Origin of the sequence: Streptomyces umbrinus (genome assembly GCF_030817415.1) — a bacterium.
Lineage (GTDB): Bacteria > Actinomycetota > Actinomycetes > Streptomycetales > Streptomycetaceae > Streptomyces > Streptomyces umbrinus_A.
In genome coordinates this window covers 8,927,950-8,951,751 of the sequence record NZ_JAUSZI010000002.1, presented here as the reverse complement: position 1 = coordinate 8,951,751, position 23,802 = coordinate 8,927,950, and the positions used below count along the sequence as shown (strand labels likewise).

General features: G+C 71.6%; 19 protein-coding genes and 1 riboswitch. Of the genes, 12 read left to right on the top strand and 7 right to left on the bottom strand.

Going from position 1 to position 23,802, the window contains the following annotated elements:
• Positions 1-68: 68 nt before the first annotated feature.
• The 4 genes from QF035_RS39530 to QF035_RS39515 all read right to left on the bottom strand — a co-directional run bounded on the left by QF035_RS39530 (position 69) and on the right by QF035_RS39515 (position 3,852).
• Positions 69-860, bottom strand: coding sequence for an enoyl-CoA hydratase/isomerase family protein (locus QF035_RS39530; RefSeq protein ID WP_307525966.1), 792 nt, complete (start codon positions 858-860; stop codon positions 69-71).
• A 133-nt stretch (positions 861-993) separates the two neighbouring features.
• Positions 994-1,215 carry a helix-turn-helix domain-containing protein gene (locus QF035_RS39525; RefSeq protein WP_006123601.1) on the bottom strand — a complete coding sequence of 74 codons (222 nt, stop codon included), beginning with the start codon at positions 1,213-1,215 and terminating at the stop codon, positions 994-996.
• A 373-nt stretch (positions 1,216-1,588) separates the two neighbouring features.
• A complete protein-coding gene (locus tag QF035_RS39520) occupies positions 1,589-3,187 on the bottom strand; it encodes an ABC-F family ATP-binding cassette domain-containing protein (RefSeq protein WP_307525964.1) in 1,599 nt (532 codons plus the stop codon).
• A gap of 146 nt (positions 3,188-3,333) precedes the next feature.
• Positions 3,334-3,852 carry a hypothetical protein gene (locus QF035_RS39515; protein WP_307525962.1) on the bottom strand — a complete coding sequence of 173 codons (519 nt, stop codon included), beginning with the start codon at positions 3,850-3,852 and terminating at the stop codon, positions 3,334-3,336.
• A 487-nt stretch (positions 3,853-4,339) separates the two neighbouring features.
• On the opposite strand from QF035_RS39515, the gene ypfJ reads away from it, so the two are divergent.
• Both ypfJ and QF035_RS39505 read left to right on the top strand, forming a co-directional pair.
• On the top strand, positions 4,340-5,230 hold the full coding sequence (gene ypfJ, locus QF035_RS39510; protein WP_307525960.1) for a KPN_02809 family neutral zinc metallopeptidase: 891 nt from the start codon (positions 4,340-4,342) through the stop codon (positions 5,228-5,230).
• 127 nt (positions 5,231-5,357) lie between these two features.
• Positions 5,358-5,771, top strand: a complete 414-nt coding sequence (locus QF035_RS39505) for a VOC family protein (RefSeq protein ID WP_055616248.1) — start codon at positions 5,358-5,360, stop codon at positions 5,769-5,771.
• Positions 5,772-5,914: 143 nt separating this feature from the next.
• Here QF035_RS39505 and QF035_RS39500 read toward each other — a convergent pair whose 3' ends face one another.
• The 3 genes from QF035_RS39500 to QF035_RS39490 all read right to left on the bottom strand — a co-directional run bounded on the left by QF035_RS39500 (position 5,915) and on the right by QF035_RS39490 (position 9,832).
• Entirely contained in the window at positions 5,915-7,330 is a 1,416-nt protein-coding gene (locus QF035_RS39500; protein ID WP_307525958.1) for a hypothetical protein, read from the bottom strand.
• Positions 7,331-7,588: 258 nt separating this feature from the next.
• Positions 7,589-8,725, bottom strand: coding sequence for an alpha/beta hydrolase (locus QF035_RS39495; protein WP_307525956.1), 1,137 nt, complete (start codon positions 8,723-8,725; stop codon positions 7,589-7,591).
• A 396-nt stretch (positions 8,726-9,121) separates the two neighbouring features.
• Positions 9,122-9,832, bottom strand: coding sequence for a class II aldolase/adducin family protein (locus QF035_RS39490; RefSeq protein ID WP_307525954.1), 711 nt, complete (start codon positions 9,830-9,832; stop codon positions 9,122-9,124).
• A 196-nt stretch (positions 9,833-10,028) separates the two neighbouring features.
• Here QF035_RS39490 and QF035_RS39485 point away from each other — a divergent pair, with 196 nt between their 5' ends.
• The 10 genes from QF035_RS39485 to cobI all read left to right on the top strand — a co-directional run bounded on the left by QF035_RS39485 (position 10,029) and on the right by cobI (position 23,788).
• Positions 10,029-10,778 carry a lysozyme gene (locus tag QF035_RS39485; protein ID WP_307525952.1) on the top strand — a complete coding sequence of 250 codons (750 nt, stop codon included), beginning with the start codon at positions 10,029-10,031 and terminating at the stop codon, positions 10,776-10,778.
• A gap of 168 nt (positions 10,779-10,946) precedes the next feature.
• Positions 10,947-12,188, top strand: coding sequence for an inorganic phosphate transporter (locus QF035_RS39480; RefSeq protein ID WP_307525950.1), 1,242 nt, complete (start codon positions 10,947-10,949; stop codon positions 12,186-12,188).
• 12 nt (positions 12,189-12,200) lie between these two features.
• Positions 12,201-12,422, top strand: a complete 222-nt coding sequence (locus QF035_RS39475; protein ID WP_307525948.1) for a hypothetical protein — start codon at positions 12,201-12,203, stop codon at positions 12,420-12,422.
• Between the two features lie 123 nt (positions 12,423-12,545).
• Positions 12,546-12,689: riboswitch (cobalamin riboswitch) on the top strand.
• A gap of 98 nt (positions 12,690-12,787) precedes the next feature.
• Entirely contained in the window at positions 12,788-13,744 is a 957-nt protein-coding gene (locus QF035_RS39470; RefSeq protein ID WP_307525947.1) for a cobalamin biosynthesis protein, read from the top strand.
• Positions 13,741-15,273 (top strand): cobyric acid synthase, encoded by a 1,533-nt coding sequence (locus QF035_RS39465; RefSeq protein ID WP_307525945.1) that lies wholly within the window; start codon positions 13,741-13,743, stop codon positions 15,271-15,273. Before QF035_RS39470 ends, QF035_RS39465 begins: the two co-directional genes overlap by 4 nt.
• Entirely contained in the window at positions 15,270-18,923 is a 3,654-nt protein-coding gene (gene cobN / locus QF035_RS39460) for a cobaltochelatase subunit CobN (RefSeq protein WP_307525944.1), read from the top strand. The genes QF035_RS39465 and cobN overlap by 4 nt, the downstream gene beginning before the upstream one ends.
• Entirely contained in the window at positions 18,920-20,989 is a 2,070-nt protein-coding gene (locus tag QF035_RS39455) for a putative cobaltochelatase (protein WP_307525942.1), read from the top strand. Before cobN ends, QF035_RS39455 begins: the two co-directional genes overlap by 4 nt.
• Positions 20,989-21,588, top strand: a complete 600-nt coding sequence (cobO, locus tag QF035_RS39450) for a cob(I)yrinic acid a,c-diamide adenosyltransferase (protein ID WP_307525940.1) — start codon at positions 20,989-20,991, stop codon at positions 21,586-21,588. Before QF035_RS39455 ends, cobO begins: the two co-directional genes overlap by 1 nt.
• Entirely contained in the window at positions 21,585-23,072 is a 1,488-nt protein-coding gene (locus tag QF035_RS39445) for a cobyrinate a,c-diamide synthase (protein ID WP_307525938.1), read from the top strand. Before cobO ends, QF035_RS39445 begins: the two co-directional genes overlap by 4 nt.
• The gene (gene cobI, locus QF035_RS39440; RefSeq protein ID WP_373466802.1) at positions 23,054-23,788 is read left to right on the top strand and encodes a precorrin-2 C(20)-methyltransferase; all 735 of its coding nucleotides are present in this window, start codon (positions 23,054-23,056) and stop codon (positions 23,786-23,788) included. The genes QF035_RS39445 and cobI overlap by 19 nt, the downstream gene beginning before the upstream one ends.
• Positions 23,789-23,802: the final 14 nt, after the last annotated feature.

Sequence of the window (23,802 nt, the reverse complement as noted above, 5' to 3'; positions counted from 1 at the left end):
CTGTGACATCGTGCGGCTCCGCCGCGGGGCGCGACAAGCCCCCACGCACCCGCACCCTCAGAACGACCTCACTCACCCACCCCGGCGAGGTCCCTCAACCGCCGCCCCTGCGCAGCTCGCTCAGCCACACGCTGATCTTCATACGTACGCCCCACGGCCCCCTGCAACAACGCCTTGGTCTCGATCAGCGCGTCCCGAGGCGCGGCAAGCAACGCCCCGGCGAGATCACGCGCGGCGTCGTCGAGCTGATCGGCAGGCACGGCGATACTCGCGAGCCCGGTCCGCTGTGCCTCATCGGCCGTCACGAACCGCCCCGTCGCACAGATCTCCAGCGCCCGCGCGTATCCGACAAGCCCCACGAGCGGATGCGTACCCGTCAGGTCGGGCACGAGCCCGAGGCTGGTCTCGCGCATGGCGAACTGCACGTCGTCGGCGACGACGCGCAGGTCACAGGCGAGTGCGAGCTGGAAGCCCGCCCCGATGGCATGCCCCTGCACGGCGGCGATGGACACGATGTCGCTCCGTCGCCACCAGGTGAAACCCTCCTGGTATTCGGCGATGGCAGCGTCGAGCTCGGCGTCCGAACGGCGCGCGAGATCGATGAAGGACGGCTCGCCGTCGAACCCCTCGGGCGTGAACGCCTGCCGGTCGAGCCCCGCGGAGAAGGACTTGCCTTCCGCGCGCAGCAGGACGACACGGACGGTGCCCGGCAGCAACTGCCCCGCCTCGGCCAGTGCCCGCCACAGAGCTGGGCTCTGCGCGTTGCGCTTGGCCGGGTTGGTCAGCGTCACCGTGGCGATCGCGTCGTCGACGGTGAGCCGTACGCCGTCCTTGTCGAGCAGCGGGTCGAACGAAGCCATGGGGGCGCCTCCGATGAGTGCGGTCAGAGAGGGTGACGTAGGAGCACACCCTTAAGTGACTGCACAGTAACCACCCGGGCGGTCAATCGACCGACCGGGTGGCCACCATCGGAGAACGAGGAGCCGCCCGGCGTCAGGCCGACGCGGCCTTCTTGCCCCGCGTCGCTCCGCCACGCCCACGGAGCGTGACGCCCGACTCACTGAGCATCCGGTGTACGAAGCCATACGAGCGGCCGGTCTCCTCGGCCAGCGCCCGGATGCTCGCACCGGAGTCGTACTTCTTCTTCAGGTCTGCCGCGAGCTTGTCGCGCGCGGCGCCGGTTACCCGGCTGCCCTTCTTCAGAGTCTCGGCCACCCGTGCCTCCTCATGGGAAGTGCGCTCTGGACTTCTCATGATCACCCCTCAAGAGCTTCCTGGCCACCCATTCGGCAAGGTCCGTGCGACAAGCTTTGGGTCCTGGAGGCCCGTCACCATGAGCGGAATACAGAATTCCGCCCGCGCCTGTCCGTACGGCCGAACGGGTTCATTCACAAAGTCCCAGGTCAGCGACGCGCTACGGCCGGACCCTTGGGAATAAAGAGCCCGGCCGGAAAATCGATGTAGGACACACCTCGGTACGAGGAGATCTCACACAGATGATGGATCACGGATAAGCCGAATGATCCATACGCAGTTGATCAGTGGTTCGATCAAGCACCGATGACCCCCTCGGTGGGCCGTACGGGGCTCAGGCGAGGGCCACCAGATCCGCGTAGTCGGAGCCCCACAGGTCCTCGACGCCGTCCGGCAGCAGGATGATCCGCTCCGGCTGGAGCGCCTCGACGGCACCCTCGTCGTGGGTGACGAGGACGACGGCGCCCTTGTAGGTGCGCAGGGCGCCGAGGATCTCCTCGCGGCTGGCCGGGTCGAGGTTGTTCGTCGGCTCGTCGAGGAGCAGGACGTTCGCGGACGACACCACGAGGGTGGCGAGCGCGAGGCGGGTCTTCTCGCCGCCGGAGAGGACCCCGGCCGGCTTGTCCACGTCGTCGCCGGAGAACAGGAACGAGCCGAGCGTCTTGCGGACCTCGACCAGGTCCAGGTCGGGGGCCGCGGAGCGCATGTTCTCCAGGACCGTGCGCGCGGGGTCGAGGGTCTCGTGCTCCTGCGCGTAGTAGCCGAGCTTGAGGCCGTGACCCTCTATGACCTGCCCGGTGTCGGGCTTCTCGGCGCCGCCGAGGAGGCGGAGCAGGGTCGTCTTGCCGGCGCCGTTCAGCCCGAGGATGACGACGCGGGAGCCCTTGTCGATGGCCAGGTCGACGTCGGTGAAGATCTCCAGCGAGCCGTACGACTTCGACAGGCCCTCGGCCATCAGCGGGGTCTTGCCGCAGGGGGACGGCTCGGGGAAGCGCAGCTTGGCGACCTTGTCGGACTTCCGCTCGGCCTCGAGGCCCGCGAGGAGCTTGTCCGCCCGCTTGGCCATGTTCTGGGCGGCGACGGTCTTGGTGGCCTTGGCGCGCATCTTGTCGGCCTGCGAGTGGAGCGCGGAGGCCTTCTTCTCGGCGTTCTGCCGCTCGCGCTTGCGGCGCTTCTCGTCGGCCTCGCGCTGCTGCTGGTAGAGCCGCCAGCCCATGTTGTAGACGTCGATCTGGGCGCGGTTGGCGTCCAGGTAGAACACCTTGTTGACGACCGTCTCGACGAGGTCGACATCGTGGGAGATCACGATGAAGCCGCCGCGGTAGGTCTTCAGGTAGTCGCGCAGCCAGACGATCGAGTCGGCGTCGAGGTGGTTCGTCGGCTCGTCGAGGAGCAGGGTGTCCGCGTCCGAGAAGAGGATGCGGGCCAGCTCGATACGGCGGCGCTGACCGCCGGAGAGCGTATGGAGGGGCTGGCCGAGCACCCGGTCGGGCAGGTTGAGCGCGGCGGCGATGGTGGCGGCCTCGGCCTCGGCGGAGTATCCGCCCTTGGTGAGGAACTCCGTCTCCTGGCGCTCGTACTGGCGCATCGCCTTCTCGCGGGTGGCGCCCGAGCCGTTCGCGATGCGCTGTTCGTTCTCGCGCATCTTGCGGATCAGGGTGTCCAGGCCACGCGCGGACAGGACGCGGTCGCTGGCCAGCATGTCGAGATCGCCCGTGCGCGGGTCCTGCGGGAGATAGCCGACCTCGCCGGAGCGGGTGACGGTGCCGCCGGCGGGGGTGCCCTCGCCTGCGAGGACCTTGGTGAGGGTCGTCTTGCCGGCGCCGTTACGGCCGACCAGACCGATGCGGTCGCCCTTGGTGATGCGGAAGGTGGCGGACTCGATGAGGACGCGGGCGCCGGCACGCAGTTCGACACCGGAGGCGGAAATCACGGACATACTCCTGGGCAGGGTTGATGACGGGGTGGGCGGCTGGGATCGGTCACGCCGTCTAGTGCGCGAGGAGAATGGCCATGGGCCAAGTCTAACGGGGCCGTGCAACCACTTTTTCTGCGTGCGGGTGTTCGGAAGTGTGATGCTCATTGCCCAACGGGGTGCGGTGCGGGGTGATCCGGCCGAGGTCGTCCACCGCGATCAGCTGGGCGGTCCAGTCCCCTCCCGGGCAGGGCTGCGCGACCAGGAGGCACCGCTCCGCGCCGAACCGCCCGCGCGGGTGCGAAGACGCAGCCCCTGCGGGCGGGCACCACCCAGCCCAGGTCACCGTCCTCGACGCGGTACGCGGTGACGCGCCGCGGAGTGACGACGGCGAGCATCCCGCGGTCGAGGTTCCGCAGCACTCCGGCGCCCCTATGGGCCGCGAGCCGGTCGGAGGCGCCCGGCAGGGCCGCCCTGTGCCGGCGGACGGCTCCGTGGGAGGGGGCGGTGACCAGTCCGTCGTCCCAGAGCGTGATCGCGTCCCCGCGCGCGGGGAGCACGGCGAGTGGTCGGCGCCCCTCGCGCCCGTCGGTCCAGCGCAGCGCACCGGTCCGTCCGTCGTACGCCTCGACCGTGGCCCCGCGCGTACCCAGCCGGGTCGGTGTCGCGTGCGCGTGCTTCACGCGCGCGTGGGCGACGAAATGGTCCCCGTAGGGCAGCGGGCGCGCGTGGTGGACCGCGGCGAGCAGCAGGGCGACCAGGAGGAGGCCGACAGCGGTACGGGGATGCGGGAGCGGGTGGTGGCGGCGGGGGCCCCTCCGGGCGGGGCTTCGGGGAGCAGGGTTTCAGGAGACCCGGCTTCGAGAGGCGCGGCCGTGAGGGGCGGGGCGTCGAGGAGACCGGAAGCGGTTTGTCGCGCCTCCGGCGCCTCGGCCGGTGGAACGACCACTGTGTTCCCTTCGGTGACCACGGCCCACGGTCCAGGGCCTACGGGCCGCTGAACAGGCGCAGAGCGTAGCCATGCCGGAGGGGTCCGGCCGCGACCCCCGTCGTGACACGGCGGGCCGGTGGCGAGGTGTCCCCCGTTCGGCCCTCCGCCCTGCGCCGCGCCCCGGGGCGCCCGGCGAGGATGACGCCAGGGGGACGACGTCCGCTGAGGGTGGTGCGCCCATGCAGTTCGACGACGACGCCGATCTGGACACCTCCGAGGTGCAGGACGTACGGGGCAGTCGGATCCCCGGCGGCAGGGCGACCGTCGGCGGTGGCGCGGCCGCTCTGATCGCCCTCCTGCTGGGACTCTTCTTCGGCGTCGGCCCCGACCAGCTGGGCCTGTCCTCCGGCGACGACGAGCCCGCGGCGACCGCCTCGTCCCTCGCCCAGGTCCAGCAGACGTGCCGTACCGGACGGGACGCGAACGCCAAGGAGGACTGCCGCATCGTGGCGGTGGTCAACAGCGTCCAGGACTTCTGGGATCAGGAGTTCGAGCGCCGCAGCGGTACGTACACGCGGTCGCCGACCGTCCTCTTCGGCAATCAGGTCGGCACGGCGTGCGGCGCGGCGACGTCGGCGGTCGGGCCCTTCTACTGCCCCGCCGACCGGAAGGTCTATCTGGACCTGGGCTTCTTCGAGGAGTTGCGGACGAGGTTCGGCGCGAGCGGCGGACCGTTCGCGCAGGCGTACGTGGTCGCGCACGAGTACGGGCACCACGTGCAGGACCTGATGGGAACGCTGAGCCGCTCCCAGGACGGGCGGACGGGCGCGACCAGCAACGCGGTGCGGGTCGAGCTGCAGGCCGACTGCTACGCGGGCGTGTGGGCCCACCACGCGACGACCACGAACGACGAGTCGACGGGCAGGCCGCTGATCACCAGCCTCACGGACGCCGACATCCGTGACGGGCTGGACGCGGCGGCCGCCGTGGGCGACGACCGGATCCAGGAGCGGTACCAGGGCCGGGTGACACCCGAGTCCTGGACGCACGGTTCGGCGAAGCAGCGGCAGCAGTGGTTCTACGAGGGCTACCGCACGGGCGACATGGCCCGGTGCAACACCTTCCGCTGAGCGGGCGAAGCCTGTCGGGGCCGCCCGGATCCGGCTCGGGAGGGCGTTGTCAGTGCCGGGTGCAAGACTGTGGAGCAGGTCACATTCAGGCGATGTTCCGGCACCGGGACCAGAGGGAGTGATCGGCATGGCAGGCACGGACGGCGGGCGCCCGAGCATCTACCCGACACTGCTGTACACGGACGCGAAGGCGGCGATCAAACAGCTCACGGAGGCCTTCGGCTTCAGCGAGGCCTCGGTCTACGAGGGCGAGGACGGCAAGGTCCTGCACGCCGAGCTGGTGCAGGGCAACGGCGCGGTGATGCTCGGCTCCCGGGGCACCGGCGGCCGTTTCGACGAGGCGATGAAGGGCTCGACGCACACCGGGGTGTACGTCGTCGTGGACGACATCGACGCCCACCACCAGCAGGCCGTCGCTCACGGGGCGGAGATCCTGATGCCCCCGACGGACCAGGACTACGGCTCCCGGGACTACATGGCCCGCGACATCGAGGGCAACATCTGGAGCTTCGGCACGTACGCCCCGGAGATAACGGCCTGACGCGATTGGCCCCGCCCGCACACTGCGCCCCATAAGGGGCGCGGGGCTGTGTCAATATGCGGCTCCGCCGCGTGGGCGCGACCGGCCACAGCGGACCGCACCCGAACACGCACCCTCGACGCCCTCCGCGGAGCGGCCAGCGGCTAGCTGCCCCCGGTGTGCACCTGGAACGCAGCCCGCCGCACGGCCTTCGCGAGCGCCGGATCGGGATGGGCGGCGGCAAGCGCGACCAGCACCTGCACGGTGCGCGGATGCCCCACCGCCCGCACCTCGTCGAGCAGCGCAGGCACGGTCGGCTGCACCGCGGACTCCAAGTGCCGTACGAGAAGCGGGGCTTCGCCGTGGTCGGCGACGGCCGCGGCCGTGTCGACCCACAGCCAGGTGGCCTCCTCGCGGGTCAGTACCTCGTGGGCGTCCTCGGGGTCGTGCCCGTCGTGCTCGGCGAGCCACAGCAGGGCGTACGGCCGCAGATGGGTCTCGTCGGACACGGAGCGGACATCGGGCTCGGCGGGGGCTCCGACGACGCGCAGGGCCTCGAAGGCGAGTCCGCGCAGGAGGGCGTCCTCGCCGCGGGCGGCATCGAGGAGTTCGGTGACGGCACTGCCGACGGGGCGGGCGGCGAGCCAGGCGCGGTACTCGGCGCGGGCCGCGTTCGGGCGGAGCTGGGCGCAGCCGCGGAGCATGTCCTCGGCGCCCTGCTCGATGTTCCCTGCGGGGCTCTGCGCGGCGACGCAGATCTGCTCCAGTTTGACCCAGACCGCCCAGCTGCCGAGCGGGGTGAGGGTGGCCTGGCCGTCGGCGCAGGTGAGGGCGCCCACGTCGGCGATCGCGTGCAGCGCCCAGTCGAGGAGGGGGGCCAGCGGGGTGTCCTCGGCGGGGCTCTCGACGGGCTCGGGCTGCGGGCCGTAGGGGATCTCGCAGCGCTCGGTGCGCAGTTCCGTGACGCGCTGTTCGAGCAGGTCGAGGAGTTGCGGTACGGGGACGGGCCCCGCGGACAGCTGGAGGAAGGAGAGGACCTGAGGCATCGCGGAGACGACCTCGGCGACGGCCGCGGGCTCGCGTCCGTCGGGGCCGGGGTGGGCGATCGACCAGGCGTCGAAGAGGGCGACCCAGCCGCGCAGCACGGCGCTGTCGTCGCGGTTCCAGGCGCGCAGCCGCCAGCCGGGGCGCGCGATGCCGCCGTGCACCTCGACGAGGCCCGCGAGACGTGCGGTGTCCCAGTCCGCGCGGGCCTGAGCCGGGGTCAGGGCCAGATCGGTGGCGGCCCGTTGGGCGGTCGCGTCGGAGAGCGTGCCGGCGCCCTCGGGGGTTCCGCCCGAAGCGGTGCCCTCGCGGTCCTTGGCCGGGCTCAGGACGGCGTCGGCCCACCGGGCGACGCGGGCCGCGCCGGCGAGTACGGAGCGCGCCATGCGGGCGAGTTCCCCGGGTGCCGGTGTGCCTTCCGGCGGGCGGGGTGCGGGTCGGCGCGTGGGCCTCTGGGTCATCGCTCGGGGGGCGGCGGCCAGGGTTCGCGGGCGGACGAGTCGGAGCCTGGAGTCGCGCGGGATACGGGACGTCACGGGGGCAGTCTTCCGGTTGACGGTCCGAAAACCCAAACGGAATGCCACAGGGGGCCACAGCGGTGGCCTGCGCACCGGTCCCCGCGAGCACTCCCGGGGCGTGAACGGGCAGGTGGTACGGAGTTAAACGGAACCTTCGGGACCGGGCGGAACGGACGCCCCGGCAGCGGACGGGGAGAGGCGGGAAGGGGCGGAGAGGGGGCCGCGTCAGGAGATCAGGTGGATCAGGTCGCTGGACGAGGCCGCTGGACGAGGTCGCTACATCAGGGGGGTGAGGAAGCGGCGGAGTGCCTCTTCGTAGCCGGCCGGGTCGGCGTTCCACATGGCGCCGTGCGGGGCGCCCCGGACCGTGTGCAGGGTGACGAGGTCGGGGCGGGCCTGGGCGAGGCGGCGTGAAGGGCCCCAGGGGGCGACCGTGTCGTCCGGGCCGTGCAGGACGAGGATCGGCACCTTGAGCCGTTCGGGGTCGGCGGCGCCCTCGGTGCGGTCGCCGTGCAGACCTGTGCGGCCCTGGGCCGCGCGGACGGCCAGCGGCAGCAGGGCGCCGGGGGTGCGGCGGGCCGTGGCGAGGGCGCGCAGCGTGGTCTCCCAGCTGAGGACGGGCGAGTCCAGGACGAGGCCGGAGATCCGCTCGCGCAGCGCCGAGTGGGCCGCGGCGCGCAGGGCCATGGTGGCGCCGGTGGACCAGCCGTGCAGGACGACCCGTTCGGCGCCGTAGCGCACGGCGTAGCGGATGGCCGCGTCCAGGTCGCGCCACTCGGTCTCGCCGAGGTGGTTCAGGCCGTCGGGAGGGCGGGGCGCGCCCAGGTCACCGCGGTAGGCGAGGTCGAGGACCGGGAACTGGTGGCGGTGCAGGAACTCCATGACGTTCATGGGGTGTTCGCGGGTGGCGCCGAGGCCGTGCACGGTGATCACCCAGGTGTCGCGGGCGGCGGGCACGAACCAGGCGGGCAGGGCTCCGAGTTCGCCGGGGACGTCCACGTCGGCGTGGTCGAGGCCGAGGGCGGCGCTCGGGTTGCCGATGTGCACGCCCGGGGTGAACCACACCTTGTCCCCGGGTTCCAGGGTGCCGTGCGTGACCCGTTCCAGTCGGCGTACGACCGTGTCGGCGGAGTGCGGGGCGGCGCTCAGGAGCGGGCCGACGACCGCGTGGCTGCCGTCGCCGCCGAGGCCGTACACGCCCGGGCGCTGTGAGGCCAGGGCTCGGGTCAGGGTGATCTGTCCCGCCGCCGTGGAGTGCACGGTGAGGCGGGGCTCGGTGGGCAGTGGTCTGCCCGGCGGCGCCTTGAGAGCGGCGTCGCTGGCGAAGCGGCCGACCGCCACCGTGGCGGCGACGGTGGCTGCGCCGGCTATGGCGACGGTGACGGCTGCTGCCGTCGGATTCACGGTGCGCACGGGTCCAGTCTCCTGACGGAGCCCGTTGTCGGCCAGTGGAGCGGGGCAGGAGTGTTCGGGTACGGCTCGGCGGAGTGTGGGGTGGAAGGGGGCCGTCGGAATCGCTGGGTTCGGTGGGATCACCACGGTCGGCGGGATCGGCGGGATCACCGGGATCCGTGGGATCGGCACCGCCGGGATGGTGGCGTCAACTGCGCGCTGTTGCGGCGGACACTCAGGCACAGCGGCCCACCCGGCCAGGGTCGGCGGCCGCGCCCTGCCGGCGCCCCGCCACCGTCACCGCCCCAACCTCGACCCCGCCAGCGCCCCGCCGCCACCCCAACCTCAACCTCAACCCCGCCAGCGCCCCGCCGCCACCCCAACCTCAACCTCAACCCCGCCAGCGGGCGTGCCCCGTCACCGTCCCTGGCCGTACCCCTCAAGGCGTTCCGCCACCTCCGTGACCTGTTCCCGGGTCAGCAGCGTGGGCGTGTACCCGGGGAGTGATGAGGCGGTCAGCCAGACGCGGCACATCCACTCCAGTTGGGCCGTGCGGTCGTAGGCCTGGGGGAGAGTGGCTCCGTATGTAAGGGTGCCGTGGTTCTGAAGCAGACAGGCGGTGCGGTCCCGGAGGGCTCGGAGCATGTTCTCGGCCAACTTTTCCGTGCCGTACGTGGCGTAGGGGGCCACGCGGACGGGACCGCCGAGCGCGGCGGCCATGTAGTGGATGAGCGGCAGCTCGGTGACGAGGGTCGAGACGGCCGTTGCGTGTACCGCGTGGGTGTGGACGACGGCCCGCGCATCGGTGGTGCGGTAGACCGCCAGATGCATGGGCAGTTCGCTTGTCGGAACGAGCGAACCGAGCACCTGCCGGCCGTCGAGGGAGACCCCGCAGAGGTCCCCGGGGGCCAGCCGGTCGTACGGGACTCCGCTCGGTGTGACCAGGACGGTGTCGCCCACGCGCACCGACACGTTGCCCGAGGTGCCGACGACCAGACCGTCGGCCACCGTCCGGCGGGCCGTCGCCACGAGCTCGTCCCACGCCCGCTGCAGCGCCTCCCGCGCCGGGGGCGCGTCCCGCTCCCCCGCGCCCCGTCCGTCCCCTGTGTCCCGCCGCTGTTCAGCCATGCCGCGATCCTGCCAGCCGCGCAGCTCAACCCCGGGACGGGCGGGGCACTTCAGGCCGCGACCGACGCATCCGAAAGGTCGCACAAGGGCATGAATCGCCTGCCGGGAACGAATGACCGGCATGCGACGGGCTTTCAGGGATCTTCCAGTAATCTCTGGGAGATTTTTCGTGCACGTCGCCATTCCGGGGGGAAACATGGCTCGTGATCGCAAACCGTCCCGTCAGCGCGCCCGATTCGTCGCCGCCTCCGTGGCGACACTGGCGCTCGGCGGCACCGCTCTCGTGGAGGTGCCGGCCTCGGCGGCCGCCAAGCCCAAGGGCCACGACGTGTCCTCGCACCAGAAGAACGTCAACTGGTCGAGCGCCAAGAGCAAAGGCGCCAAGTTCGTGTATGTGAAGGCCACCGAGTCGCACACGTACCGCAATCCGTACTACAACCAGCAGTACAACGGGGCGCGCGGCGCGGGCATCATCCGCGGGGCGTACCACTTCGCCCTGCCGCACAAGTCCTCGGGGACGACGCAGGCCGCGTACTTCTTGCGCAACGGCGGCGGCTGGCGCGCGGACGGCTGGACGCTGCCGCCCGCGCTGGACATCGAATACAACCCGTACGGCAAGAAGAAGTGCTACGGCCTGAGCAAGAGCAGGATGGTCAGCTGGATCAAGGCCTTCAGCAACGAGGTGAAGCGGCAGACCGGCCGTCGGCCGGTGATCTACACCAACTACAACTGGTGGAAGATGTGCACGGGCAACAGCGCCGCGTTCGCCGCGAACCATCCGCTGTGGCTGGCCCGGTACAGCTCGACGGCGGGGTCGCTGCCGTCCGGCTGGAACTTCTGGACCTTCTGGCAGTACGACAACGGCGGCAGCCTGCCGGGTGACCAGAATCTCTTCAACGGATCCCTGAATCAGCTCAGGGCGTTCGCGAGGGGACAGCAGGGGTAGCGGACCCCGGAATTCCGCCTCTGTTCGAGACCTCTCGCCGCCACTCCGACACAAGTGGAGTGATGGCACCTCTATCGCGCCACCCCGCTGCCCCCCTCAGTTCATCTTCCGTTCATCCAGGTTGCCTACGGTCCCTGTGCTACTGACGTCCAAGAGAAGCCTGGGTAAATGGAACACATCACGCTCCTCCTCGGAATCGTGATCGTTACCGCTCTCGTGTTCGATTTCACGAACGGTTTCCACGACACAGCCAACGCGATGGCGACGACCATCTCGACCGGTGCCCTGAAGCCCAAGACGGCGGTGGCCATGTCCGCCGTACTGAACCTCGTCGGTGCGTTCCTCTCCGTGGAGGTCGCCAGGACGATCTCCGGCGGCCTCATCAACGAAGAGGGCATCCGCACCGAAGTGATCTTCGCGGCGCTCGTCGGCGCCATTCTGTGGAACCTGCTGACCTGGCTCCTGGGTCTGCCCTCCAGTTCCTCCCACGCACTGTTCGGCGGCCTGATCGGCGCCGCGGTCATGTCGGCCGGCTGGTCGTCGGTGAACGGTTCGACCGTCGTCACCAAGGTCCTGCTCCCCGCGATCGCCGCGCCGCTGGTGGCCGGGCTCGCCGCGATGCTCGCCACCCGGCTGACGTACCGGATCAGCAGCAAGGCCGGTGAGCAGGCGACCTCCAAGGGCTACCGCGCCGGTCAGATCACCTCCGCGGGCCTGGTCTCGCTGGCCCACGGCACGAACGACGCGCAGAAGACCATGGGCATCATCACGCTCGCCCTGGTCACCGGCGGTGTGATCGCGCCCGGGTCGAACCCTCCCCTGTGGGTCATCGTCTCGGCCGGTATCGCCATCGCGCTCGGCACCTACCTGGGCGGCTGGCGCATCATCCGCACCATGGGCAAGGGCCTCACCGACCTCGCGCCGCCGCAGGGCTTCGCCGCCCAGACCAGCGCCGCGACGGTCATCCTGGCCTCCTCGCACCTCGGCTTCTCGCTCTCCACCACCCAGTCCTGCTCCGGCGCCGTGATGGGTTCGGGCCTCGGCCGCAAGGGCGGCGTCGTCCGCTGGTCGACCGCGACCCGCATGTTCGTCGCCTGGGGCCTCACGCTTCCCGCCGCCGGTCTGGTCGGCGCGGGCGCCGAGTTCCTCACCAAGCAGGGCACCTGGGGCATCGTCCTCACCGGCGCGCTGCTGATCGCGGGCTCGGCGGTCATCTGGACGCTCTCCCGCCGCCAGCCCGTCACCGTCGACAACGTGAACGACGTCAACGGCGAGCCCGCCGGCGTCGTGACCACCGCCATCGCCGCCGTCACCCCGCCGCCGGCGGGCACGGTCGCCGCGGCCGACGAACTCAAGACCACCATCCCGGGCCCGGACGCCACCGAGCCCGCCCGCCCGGCCACGGTGTAAGGAACCCACAGCATGAAGATCGACTGGGCAGCCCTCGGCTCCGTCTTCGGAGTCAGCCTCATCGTCACCGTCGCCCTCGTGGGCCTCTTCACCCTCGGCATCGTCGGCCTCTCCAAGCGCGAGTCCGCCTCCGCCCAGGGCGACACCGCGACCCTCGCGGTCACGGGCGCGTACGCCTGCTTCGCCGCGTGCGCGGCAGCGGTGGTGTACGGGATCTATCTGATCGTCGCCTGACGCGTCCGGCACCTCCCGTCCCGCACGACTCCGCCCCGCCGACCCTCCGGTCGGCGGGGCGGAGTCGTGTCCGTGTGTGGGCCTCAGCACACTCTCCCGTCGCAGGTCAACGGCAAGTTGACGGGTGTTCGTGGGCGTGGTGGACTGCCGGAGCCATGTACGGCGGCAGGAGAGGAAGCCGGTGTGAATCCGGCGCGGTCCCGCCACTGTTACCGGGGAATCGATACCCCGGGAGCCAGGAACTCTCGCCGTCGGTCTCGTCGAACCAGGGCGTGGACACCCTGAGTGAGGACAAATCGCCATGCGCGGCTGCCCAAGTGCCTTTCGAGCGACGGTTGTGCCCGACCTGACGGTCGGCTGAACCGATGCGTGCCGATCGCGTCTTCGCGTACGGCGCCGCCGCCGGCCTTCTCGGTGACCTGCTGCTCGGCGATCCCCGCCGGGGGCATCCGGTCGCCGCGTTCGGGCGGGCCGCGGGTGCCGTGGAGCGGGTGCTGTGGCGGGACCACCGGGGGTGGGGCGCGCTGCACACCGCCGTGTGTGCCGGCGGTGCCACCGGGCTCGCCGCGCTCGCCGGCCGTTCCGTGCGTGGCTCGCGTGCCGCGTCCGTCGCCTTGACCGCCGCCGCCACCTGGTCCGTCGTCGGCGGGACTTCACTCGGGCGGGAGGCCCGGGCCATCGGCGGGGCGCTCGCCGCCGGGGACATCGAGGTGGCCCGGGAACGGCTGCCCCACCTGTGCGGGCGGGATCCGCAGGCACTGGACGCCGACGGGATCGCCAGGGCCGTCGTCGAGTCCGTCGCCGAGAACACCTCCGACGCCGTCGTGGGCGCCCTCGTGTGGGGTGCCGCGGCCGGTGTGCCGGGGCTCGTCGGGTTCCGTGCCGTGAACACGCTCGACGCCATGGTCGGGCACAGGTCCGCCAAGTACCGGCGGTACGGCTGGGCTTCCGCACGGCTCGACGACGTCGCGGGGTGGCCGGGAGCGCGGCTCACCGCCGTCCTCGCGACCGCCGCGGGCAGCGATCCGCGAGGGGCCGTACGCGCCTGGCGTGCCGACGCCGTCAAGCACCCGAGCCCCAACGCCGGGCCCGTCGAGGCCTCGTTCGCTGGGGCGCTCGGCGTGCGGCTGGGCGGGACGCTCTCGTACGCCGGGAGGGTCGAGCACCGGCCCGTACTGAATGGTGGTGGGCGGGCCGTGGAGGTCGGGGACATCGAGCGGGCCGTACGGCTCTCGCGGCGCGTGGGCTGGCTCGCGCTCGGCGTGAGTGTCGCCGGGCGGCTCCTCGTCAACGGCCTTCGCACGAAGGGGCGTACGTCATGAGCGGGGGAACGGGCGGGGGCACAGGCGGCGGGCTGCTCGTCGCCGGTACCACCTCCGACGCGGGCAAGAGCGTCGTGACCGCCGGGATCTGCCGGTGGCTGGTGCGGCGCGGTGTCAAGGTCGCGCCCTTCAAGGCGCAGAACATGTCGCTCAATTCGTTCGTCACCCGCGAGGGCGCCGAGATCGGGCGGGCGCAGGCCATGCAGGCGCAGGCCGCGCGCGTGGAGCCCACCGCGCTCATGAATCCCGTGCTGCTCAAGCCCGGCAGCGACCGCAGCAGCCAGGTCGTCCTCATGGGCAAGCCCGTCGGGGAGATGAGCGCCCGCGGCTATCACGGCGGGCGGCAGGAACAGCTCCTCGGGACCGTCCTGGAGTGCCTCGCCGAGTTGCGGGGCACGTATGACGCGGTGATCTGTGAGGGGGCGGGCAGCCCCGCCGAGATCAATCTGCGGCGGACGGACATCGTGAACATGGGCATCGCGCGCAACGCGCGGCTGCCCGTGCTCGTCGTCGGCGACATCGACCGCGGGGGTGTCTTCGCCTCCTTCTTCGGGACCGTGGCGCTGCTCTCGCCCGAGGACCAGGCGTTCGTCGCCGGGTTCCTCGTCAACAAGTTCCGCGGGGACGTGTCCCTGCTGGAGCCCGGCCTCGACATGCTCGAGAACCTCACCGGACGTCGTACGTACGGGGTCCTGCCCTTCCAGCACGGTCTCGGCATCGACGAGGAGGACGGGATGGCGGTCTCGCTGAGGGGCTCGGTCCGGGAGTCGGCGGTCTCCTCCCCCGTCGGCGAGGGCATCCTGCGGGTGGCCGTCTGCGCGATACCGCTGATGTCCAACTTCACGGACGTGGACGCGCTGGCCGCCGAACCGGGTGTCGTCGTGCGGTTCGTGGACCGGGCGGAGGAGCTCGTCGACGCGGACCTGGTCGTCGTGCCCGGCACCCGGGGCACGGTCAGGGCCCTGGAGTGGCTGCGGGAGCGCGGCCTCGCGGACGCCCTCGCCAGAAGGGCCGCGGAGGGGCGTCCCGTGCTCGGTATCTGCGGCGGCTTCCAGATCCTCGGCGAGCACATCGAGGACGAGGTCGAGTCGCGCGCCGGCCAGGTGGACGGGCTCGGACTCCTTCCCGTGCGGGTGCGGTTCGCGCGGGAGAAGACCCTGACCCGGCCCGTCGGCGAGGCGCTCGGCGAACCCGTCGAGGGGTACGAGATCCACCACGGGGTCGCCCGGATCACGGGCGGGGAACCCTTCCTGGACGGCTGCCGGGTCGGCGAGGTCTGGGGCACCCACTGGCACGGCTCGCTGGAGTCGGACGGCTTCCGCCGGGCCTTCCTTCGCGAGGTGGCGGCCGCCGCGGGGCGCCGCTTCGTACCGGCCGCCGACACGTCGTTCGGGTCGCTGCGCGAGGAGCAGCTGGACCGGCTCGGCGATCTGATCGAGGAACACGCGGACACGGACGCGCTGTGGCGGCTCATCGAGTCCGGCGCGCCGACAGGACTGCCCTTCATTCCACCGGGAGCACCCGCATGAGCACAGTGTTGTTGTTGTCGACCGCCGACACGGATCTGCTGGCGGCGCGTGCCGCCGGCGCCGCGTACCGGATCGGCAATCCCACCCGCGTGGATGTCGCGGAGGAGCTTCCCGCGCTGGTCCGGGGCGCGGACGTCGCCGTCGTACGGCTGCTCGGCGGCAAGCGTGCCTGGGAGGACGGGCTCGCCGCTCTGAAGGCGTCCGGCATCCCGACCGTGCTGCTCGGCGGGGAGTCCGTCCCCGACGCGGAGCTGATGGCCGAGTCGTCCGTGCCCGCCGGGGTCGTCGCGGAGGCGCTGCGCTATCTGGTCGAGGGCGGCCCGGAGAACCTGACCGAGCTGGCCCGCTTCCTGTCCGACACCGTGCTGCTGACGGGCGAGGGCTTCGAAGAACCGCGGAAGATGCCCGAGTTCGGGGTCCACGGCGAGCGCGCGTACGTCGAGGGCCGTCCGACCGTGGGCGTGCTCTTCTACCGGGCCCACCAACTGAGCGGCAACACCGCCTTCGTGGACACCCTGTGCGACGCGATCGAGGCCCGGGGCGCCAACGCCCTTGCCGTGTACTGCGGTTCGCTGCGCGACGCCGACGCGGGCCTGTACGAGATCCTCGGCAAGGCAGACGCGCTGGTCGCGACGGTCCTCGCCGCCGGTGGCACGCACGCCTCGCAGGCGTCCGCGGGCGGTGACGAGGAGGCCTGGGACATCGGCGCGCTCGCCGACCTCAACGTCCCTGTCCTGCAAGGGCTCTGCCTGACCTCGTCGCGGGCGGCCTGGGCGGGGTCCGACGCCGCCCTCTCCCCCATGGACGCGGCGATGCAGGTCGCGATCCCGGAGTTCGACGGGCGCCTCATCACGGTCCCGTTCTCGTTCAAGGAGCAGGGTCCCGACGACGTTCCGGTGTACGTCGCCGACCCCGAGCGGGCCGCCCGCGTCGCCGGAATCGCCGTGCGCCACGCCCGGTTGAAGCACAAGCCGAACGCGGAGAAGAAGCTCGCGCTCGTCTTCACCGCCTATCCGACCAAGCACTCCCGGGTCGGCAACGCGGTCGGCCTCGACACCCCCGCCTCGGCGGTACGGGTCCTCGACGCGCTGCGGGACGCCGGGTACGCCCTGACCGAATACCCGGACAACGGCGACGAGTTGATCCACCGGCTCATCGCGGCCGGCGGCCACGACGTCGAGTGGCTCACCGAGGAGCAGCTCGCCTCGGCCCCGGCACGCGTGCCGCTCGCCGACTACCGGGCCTGGTTCGACAAGCTCGACCCGGATCTGCGCAACGGGATGCTGGAGGCGTGGGGCGAGCCGCCGGGCAACCTGTACGTGGACGGCGACGACATCGTGCTCGCGTCCCTCCAGTTCGGGAACGTCGTCGTGATGATCCAGCCGCCGCGCGGTTTCGGCGAGAACCCGATCGCGATCTACCACGACCCGGACATGCCGCCGTCGCACCACTACATGGCGGCGTACCGCTGGCTGGACAACAGCTTCGGCGCCGACGCCGTCGTGCACATGGGCAAGCACGGCACGATGGAATGGCTGCCGGGCAAGGGACTCGGGCTGAGCGGAGGCTGCGCGCCGGACGCCGTCCTCGGTGAACTCCCCCTCGTCTACCCCTTCATCGTCAACGATCCCGGCGAGGGCACCCAGGCCAAGCGCCGCGGCCACGCCACGGTCGTCGACCACCTCGTACCGCCGATGGCGCGCGCGGACACGTACGGCGATCTGGCGAAGCTGGAGCAACTCCTCGACGAGTACGCGCTCGTGTCCGACCTGGACCCGACGAAGGCCCCGGCGGTGCGGGCCCAGATCTGGACGCTGGTCAAGGCGGCCGAGCTGCACCACGACCTGCATGTGGACGACCAGCCGGACGACGACGCCTTCGACTCGTTCGTCATGCACATCGACGGCTATCTGTGCGAGATCAAGGACGTGCAGATCCGCGACGGCCTGCACATTCTCGGCGGCGGCCCGGAGGCCGAGCCGCGCGTGAACCTCGTACTGGCCGTGCTGCGGGCCTCCCAGGTGTGGGGCGGGACGGCGAACGCGCTGCCGGGCCTTCGGGCCTGTCTCGCCGAGCACTTCGGCCTGGTCGAGAAGGAGTTGCTGGGCGAGCCCGGTGCGCCGCTGAAGGTGCCGGTCGAGCTGAGCGACCTGGTCCCGGGACCCTCGCGGTCGGCGGCCGACGCGATCGATCTCCTTGAGCAGCTGTGCCGCCGGTTCGCGGAGGGCATGGAGGAGCGCGGCTGGGACGCCGCGGCCGTGCCCGCTCTCGTACGCGAGGTCCTGGGCACCGAACTCCCCGATGCTGTCGCGGTGTTGGAGTTCGCGTGCCGTGAGGTGGTGCCGCGTCTGGCCCGTACGACGGACGAGATCGACCACATCCTCCTTGCCCTGAACGGCGGTTACGTCCCGGCGGGCCCCTCGGGTTCACCGACCCGCGGCCTCGTGAACGTCCTGCCGACCGGCCGCAACTTCTACTCGGTCGACCCCAAGGCGATCCCGTCCAGGCTGAGTTGGGAGGTCGGGCAGTCGCTCGCCGACTCGCTGGTGCAGCGGTACCTCCAGGACACCGGCGACTACCCGAAGTCCGTCGGCCTGACGGTCTGGGGCACCTCCGCGATGCGCACCCAGGGCGACGACATCGCGGAGATCCTGGCGTTGCTGGGCTGCCGGCCGGTGTGGGACGACGCCTCGCGGCGTGTCACCGGCTTCGAGGTCGTCGGCCTGGAGGAGCTCGGCCGGCCGCGCATCGACGTCACGGTCCGCATCTCCGGCTTCTTCCGGGACGCGTTCCCGCACGTGGTCGGCCTGATCGACGACGCGGTACGGGCGGTGGCCGACCTGGACGAGCCCGCCGACCGGAACTACGTCCGCGCGCACGCCGACGAGGACACCGCCGAGCACGGCGACCGACGGCGCGCGACCTCCCGTATCTTCGGCTCGAAGCCGGGCGCGTACGGAGCCGGTCTCCTCCCCCTCATCGACGCGCGCAACTGGCGCTCCGACGCCGACCTCGCCGAGGTGTACGCGGTGTGGGGCGGCTACGCCTACGGGCGCGGGCTCGACGGGCGGGCGGCGCGCGGAGACATGGAGACGGCGTTCAAGCGCATCGCCGTGGCCGCCAAGAACGTCGACACCCGCGAACACGACCTCGTCGACGCGGACGACTACTTCCAGTACCACGGCGGCATGGTCGCCATGGTCAGGCACCTGACGGGCGCGAGCCCCGAGGCGTACGTCGGCGACTCCGCCACCCCCGACCAGGTCAAGACCCGCACCCTCGGCGAGGAGACCCACCGGGTCTTCCGCGCCCGCGTGGTCAACCCGCGCTGGATGGCGGCCATGCGGCGCCACGGCTACAAGGGCGCCTTCGAGATGGCGGCGACCGTCGACTACCTCTTCGGGTACGACGCCACGGCCGGGGTCGTGGACGACTGGATGTACGAGAAGCTCAGCGCGGAGTACGTCTTCGACGCGGAGAACCGGGACTTCATGAAGAAGTCCAACCCCTGGGCCCTGCGCGGCATCACGGAACGACTCCTCGAAGCGGCGGACCGCGGGCTGTGGGCCGAGCCCGACGCCGAGACGCTGGAGCGGCTGCGCGCCACATACCTGGAGCTCGAAGGCGACTTGGAGGGCGACGACCAGTGAGTACCCCCTTTCCGTTCACGGCTGTCGTCGGACAGGACGACCTGCGGCTCGCGCTGCTCCTGAACGCCGTGTCACCCGCGGTCGGCGGTGTGCTCGTACGCGGCGAGAAGGGCACCGCCAAGTCGACGGCCGTGCGCGCGCTCTCGGCGCTCATGCCCGAGGTGGACGTCGTCGCCGGATGCCGGTTCTCGTGCGCTCCCGCCGCTCCCGACCCGGCGTGCCCGGACGGGCCGCACGAGGTGGGAGCAGGGGTCCAACGGCCCGCGCGCATGGTCGAGTTGCCGGTCGGCGCCTCCGAGGACCGGCTCGTCGGCGCGCTGGACATCGAGCGTGCGCTGGCCGAGGGCGTGAAGGCCTTCGAGCCCGGGCTGCTGGCCGACGCGCACCGCGGGATCCTGTACGTGGACGAGGTCAACCTCCTCCACGACCACCTGGTCGACCTGCTGTTGGACGCGGCCGCGATGGGTGCCTCGTACGTGGAACGCGAGGGTGTCTCCGTGCGGCATGCCGCACGGTTCCTGCTGGTGGGGACCATGAACCCCGAAGAGGGCGAACTGCGGCCGCAGTTGCTCGACCGGTTCGGGCTGACGGTCGAGGTGGCCGCCTCGCGGGAGCCCGATCAGCGGGTGGAGGTCGTGCGGCGGCGGCTCGCGTACGACGACGATCCGGACGGCTTCGCGGCGCGCTGGGCCGACGAGGAGACGGCGGTGCGGTCGCGGATCGTGGCCGCGCGGAAGCTGTTGCCGTCGGTCGCGCTCGGCGACGGGGCGCTGCGGCAGATCGCGGCGACCTGTGCGGCCTTCGAGGTGGACGGCATGCGCGCCGACATCGTGATGGCCAGGACCGCCACCACGCTGGCCGCGTGGGCCGGGCGCACGGAGGTGCTGGCCGAGGACGTACGGCAGGCCGCGCTGCTCGCGCTGCCGCACCGGCGTCGGCGAAATCCCTTCGACGCGCCCGGACTTGACGAGGACAAGCTCGACGAGACGTTGGAGGAGTTCGGGAGCGGGGAGAACTCCAACGGCTCGGGCGGTTCCGATGATTCCGGCGATTCCGGCGATTCCGGCGACGAGGATCCGGATCCGGACGGTCCCGACGGGGGCGGCGGGCAGCCGCCTCAGGAAGGGCCCGACAGCGGCGACGACGGCAGCGGCGAGAGCTCCGCTGAGGTGCCCGCCCAGGGTGAGCCCTCCGAGAGCGGACAGGCGCCGTCGCCGGGCGCGGGCGAGCAGGCTCCCGTACGGGCCGCCGAACCGTTCCGTACGAAGGTGCTGAGCGTGCCGGGCCTGGGCGAGGGTGCCGCCGGGCGGCGGTCGCGGGCGCGGACCGAACACGGGCGGACCACCGGGGCGCGTCGGCCCCATGGGGCCCTCACCAAGCTGCACTTGGCGGCCACCGTGCAGGCCGCGGCCCCGCATCAGCGGGCGCGCGGCCGATCCGGGCCGGGTCTTGTGGTCCGGCGCGACGATCTGCGGCAGGCCACGCGGGAAGGGCGCGAGGGGAACCTCGTGCTGTTCGTCGTGGACGCCTCCGGTTCGATGGCGGCCCGGCAGCGGATGAGCGCGGTCAAGGGGGCCGTGCTGTCGCTGCTCCTCGACGCCTACCAGCGGCGGGACAAGGTGGGGCTCGTGACCTTCCGCGGGTCGACGGGCGAGGTCGCGCTGCCACCCACGTCTTCGGTGGACGCGGCCGCGGTACGGCTGGAGTCGCTGCCCACCGGCGGGCGTACGCCGCTGGCCGCCGGGTTGCTGCGGGCGCATGACGTGCTGCGGGTGGAGCGATTGCGGGATCCGGCTCGGCGGGCGTTGGTGGTCCTGGTGACCGACGGGCGGGCCACGGGCGGGCCTGAGCCCATCGCGCTCGCCGGACGGGCCGCGCGGCTGTTCGCCGCCGACGGGGTCGCCTCCGTGGTCGTCGACTGCGAGTCCGGGCCCGTGCGACTCGGACTCGCGGGACAGCTCGCGGGTGAACTCGGTGGTACGGCCGTGACGTTGGACGAGCTGCGTGCCGACTCGATCGCCGGGCTCGTCAGGGATGTTCAGGGCAACAGCAGGAGGGCCGCGTAATGCCGCAGGGACAGCCGAGTGTGGTGCCCGACGACGGGCTGACGACTCGTCAGCGGCGGAACCGGCCGCTCGTGGTCGTGCACACCGGGATCGGGAAGGGCAAGTCCACCGCCGCCTTCGGGCTCGCGCTGCGCGCCTGGAATCAGGGCTGGCCGATCGGGGTCTTCCAGTTCGTCAAGTCCGCGAAGTGGAAGGTCGGCGAGGAGAACGCGCTCCGGGTGCTGGGGGCTTCCGACGAGGGCGGGGCCGTCGACTGGCACAAGATGGGCGAGGGCTGGTCCTGGGTGCAGCGCGACTCCCAGATGGACAACGAGGAGAAGGCCCGCGAGGGCTGGGAACAGGTCAAGCGCGACCTCGCCGCCGAGACGTACAAGCTGTACGTCCTCGACGAGTTCGCCTACCCCATGCACTGGGGGTGGGTCGATGTCGACGAGGTCGTCTCCGTGCTGCGGGACCGGCCCGGGACCCAGCATGTCGTGATCACCGGGCGCAACGCTCCCGAGAAGCTCGTCGAACTCGCCGACCTCGTGACGGACATGTCCAAGGTCAAGCACCCCATGGACGCCGGTCAGAAGGGGCAGAGGGGCATCGAGTGGTGAGTTCTTCCGTCCCTCGGCTGGTCATTGCCGCGCCCTCCTCGGGCAGCGGCAAGACCACCGTCGCCACGGGGTTGATGGCCGCGTTCGCCTCGCGGGGGCTTGCCGTGTCCCCGCACAAGGTGGGGCCCGACTACATCGATCCCGGATATCACGCGCTCGCCACCGGGCGGGTGGGGCGGAATCTCGACGCGTATCTGTGCGGGGCGGAGTTGGTCGCGCCGCTGTTCGCCCATGGGGCGCGGGGGTGCGATCTCGCTGTCGTCGAAGGCGTGATGGGCCTGTTCGACGGGGCCGCGGGGGAAGGGGAGCTCGCCTCCACCGCTCATGTGGCGAAGTTGCTGCGGGCGCCTGTGGTGTTGGTCGTGGACGCCTCTTCTCAGTCGCGGTCCGTGGCCGCGCTGGTGCATGGGTTTGCCTCCTGGGATCCGGAGGTGCGGATCGGCGGGGTGATCCTGAACAAGGTGGGGTCCGAGCGGCATGAGGGGATGCTGCGGGAGGCGTTGGACGAGTCCGGGGTGCCTGTGCTGGGTGTTCTGCGGCGGGTTGAGCAGGTGGGGACGCCTTCTCGGCATCTGGGGCTGGTGCCTGTTGCCGAGCGGCGGGCTGAGGCGGTTGCTGCTGTTGCGGCGATGGCCTCGCAGGTGCGGGAGGGGTGCGATCTGAACGCACTGTTCGCGCTGGCGCGCGGAGCTGGGTCGTTGCCGGGTGACGCGTGGGATGCGGCTGAGGCCGTGGCATTTTCGCCCCCGCCGCCCCTTCCCGTTCCCGTCCCTGGGGGCTCTGCCCCCAGACCCCCGTATCGGCCTGAACGGCCTCGTCCTCAAACGCCGGACGGGCTGAAAGAGCCCCGAGCAAGGCCTCCAGGCGCACCATGCATTGCCGTTGCCGGTGGGGCTGCCTTCACGTTCTCCTATGCCGAGCACGCCGAGTTGCTTGCCGCCGCCGGAGCTGAAGTCGTCGTCTTCGATCCGCTTCGGGATGAGGAACTGCCCGAGGGGACACGGGGGTTGGTCATCGGAGGCGGGTTTCCCGAGGTGTACGGCCCTGAGCTGTCCGCCAACGAACCCCTCCGTAAGGCCGTTGCCTCGCTCGCCGAGCGTGGGGCGCCGGTCGCGGCCGAGTGTGCGGGGCTGCTGTATCTCTCGCGTGAGCTCGACGGCCTGCCGATGTGCGGGGTGATCGACGCGAAGGCGCGGATGGACGAGCGGCTGACGCTGGGGTATCGGGATGCCGTCGCCGTGTCCGACAGTGTGCTGGCCGAGGCCGGCAGCCGGATGCGCGGGCACGAGTTTCACCGGACCGTCGTGGAGCCCGGGGCGGGGATCGCTCCGGCCTGGGGCGTACGCGTTCCGGTGCGGCGGGTCGAAGGTTTCGTACAGCAGGGCGTGCATGCGAGTTATCTGCATACGCACTGGGCGTCGGCGCCCGGTGTCGCCCGTCGGTTTGTGGAGAGGTGTGTCGGGTCATGGGCAACAGCAGGCTGATCGGGGTCGGGGTCGGGCCCGGGGATCCCGAGCTCGTGACCGTCAAGGGGGTCAACTGCCTTCGGGCGGCGGACGTCGTCGTCGTGCCCGTCATGGACACGGGCGAGCGCGGGCGCGCCGAGGCCACCGTGCTGCACTACGTGCCCGAGGAGAAGGTCGTACGGGTCGTCTTCGCGCTCAACGAGCGGTCCGACCGGGGGCGCCGCGAGGCCGCCTGGGACGCCGCCGGGGAGCGGGTGGCCGCGCTGCTGCGTACGCACAGCATCGTGGCGTTCGCGACCATCGGGGATCCGAACGTGTACTCCACGTTCACCTATCTCGCGCAGACCATCGAGGACGTCGTACCGGGGACCGTCGTCGAGACCGTGCCCGGCATCACCGCCATGCAGGATCTCGCCGCCCGGTCCGGGGCCGTGCTGACCGAGGGCACCGAACCGCTGACGCTCGTGCCCGTCACCGCCGGGGCCGGTGCGCTCAAGGACGCGCTCAACGGGCCCGGGACCGTGGTCGCCTACAAGTTCGGGCGGCAGGCGCAGGAGGTCGCCGCGGCGCTGCGGGAGACCGGGCGCCTCGACGACGCCGTGTGGGGGTCGGCCCTGGGGCTGCCGGAGGAGTCCATCCGGCCCGCGGCCGAACTGGACGGCGCTCCGCTGCCCTACCTCTCGACGCTCATCGCGCCCGCGCGGCGCGACGGCGGACGCGGCGGCAAGCTGTGACTCCCGTCAGAACA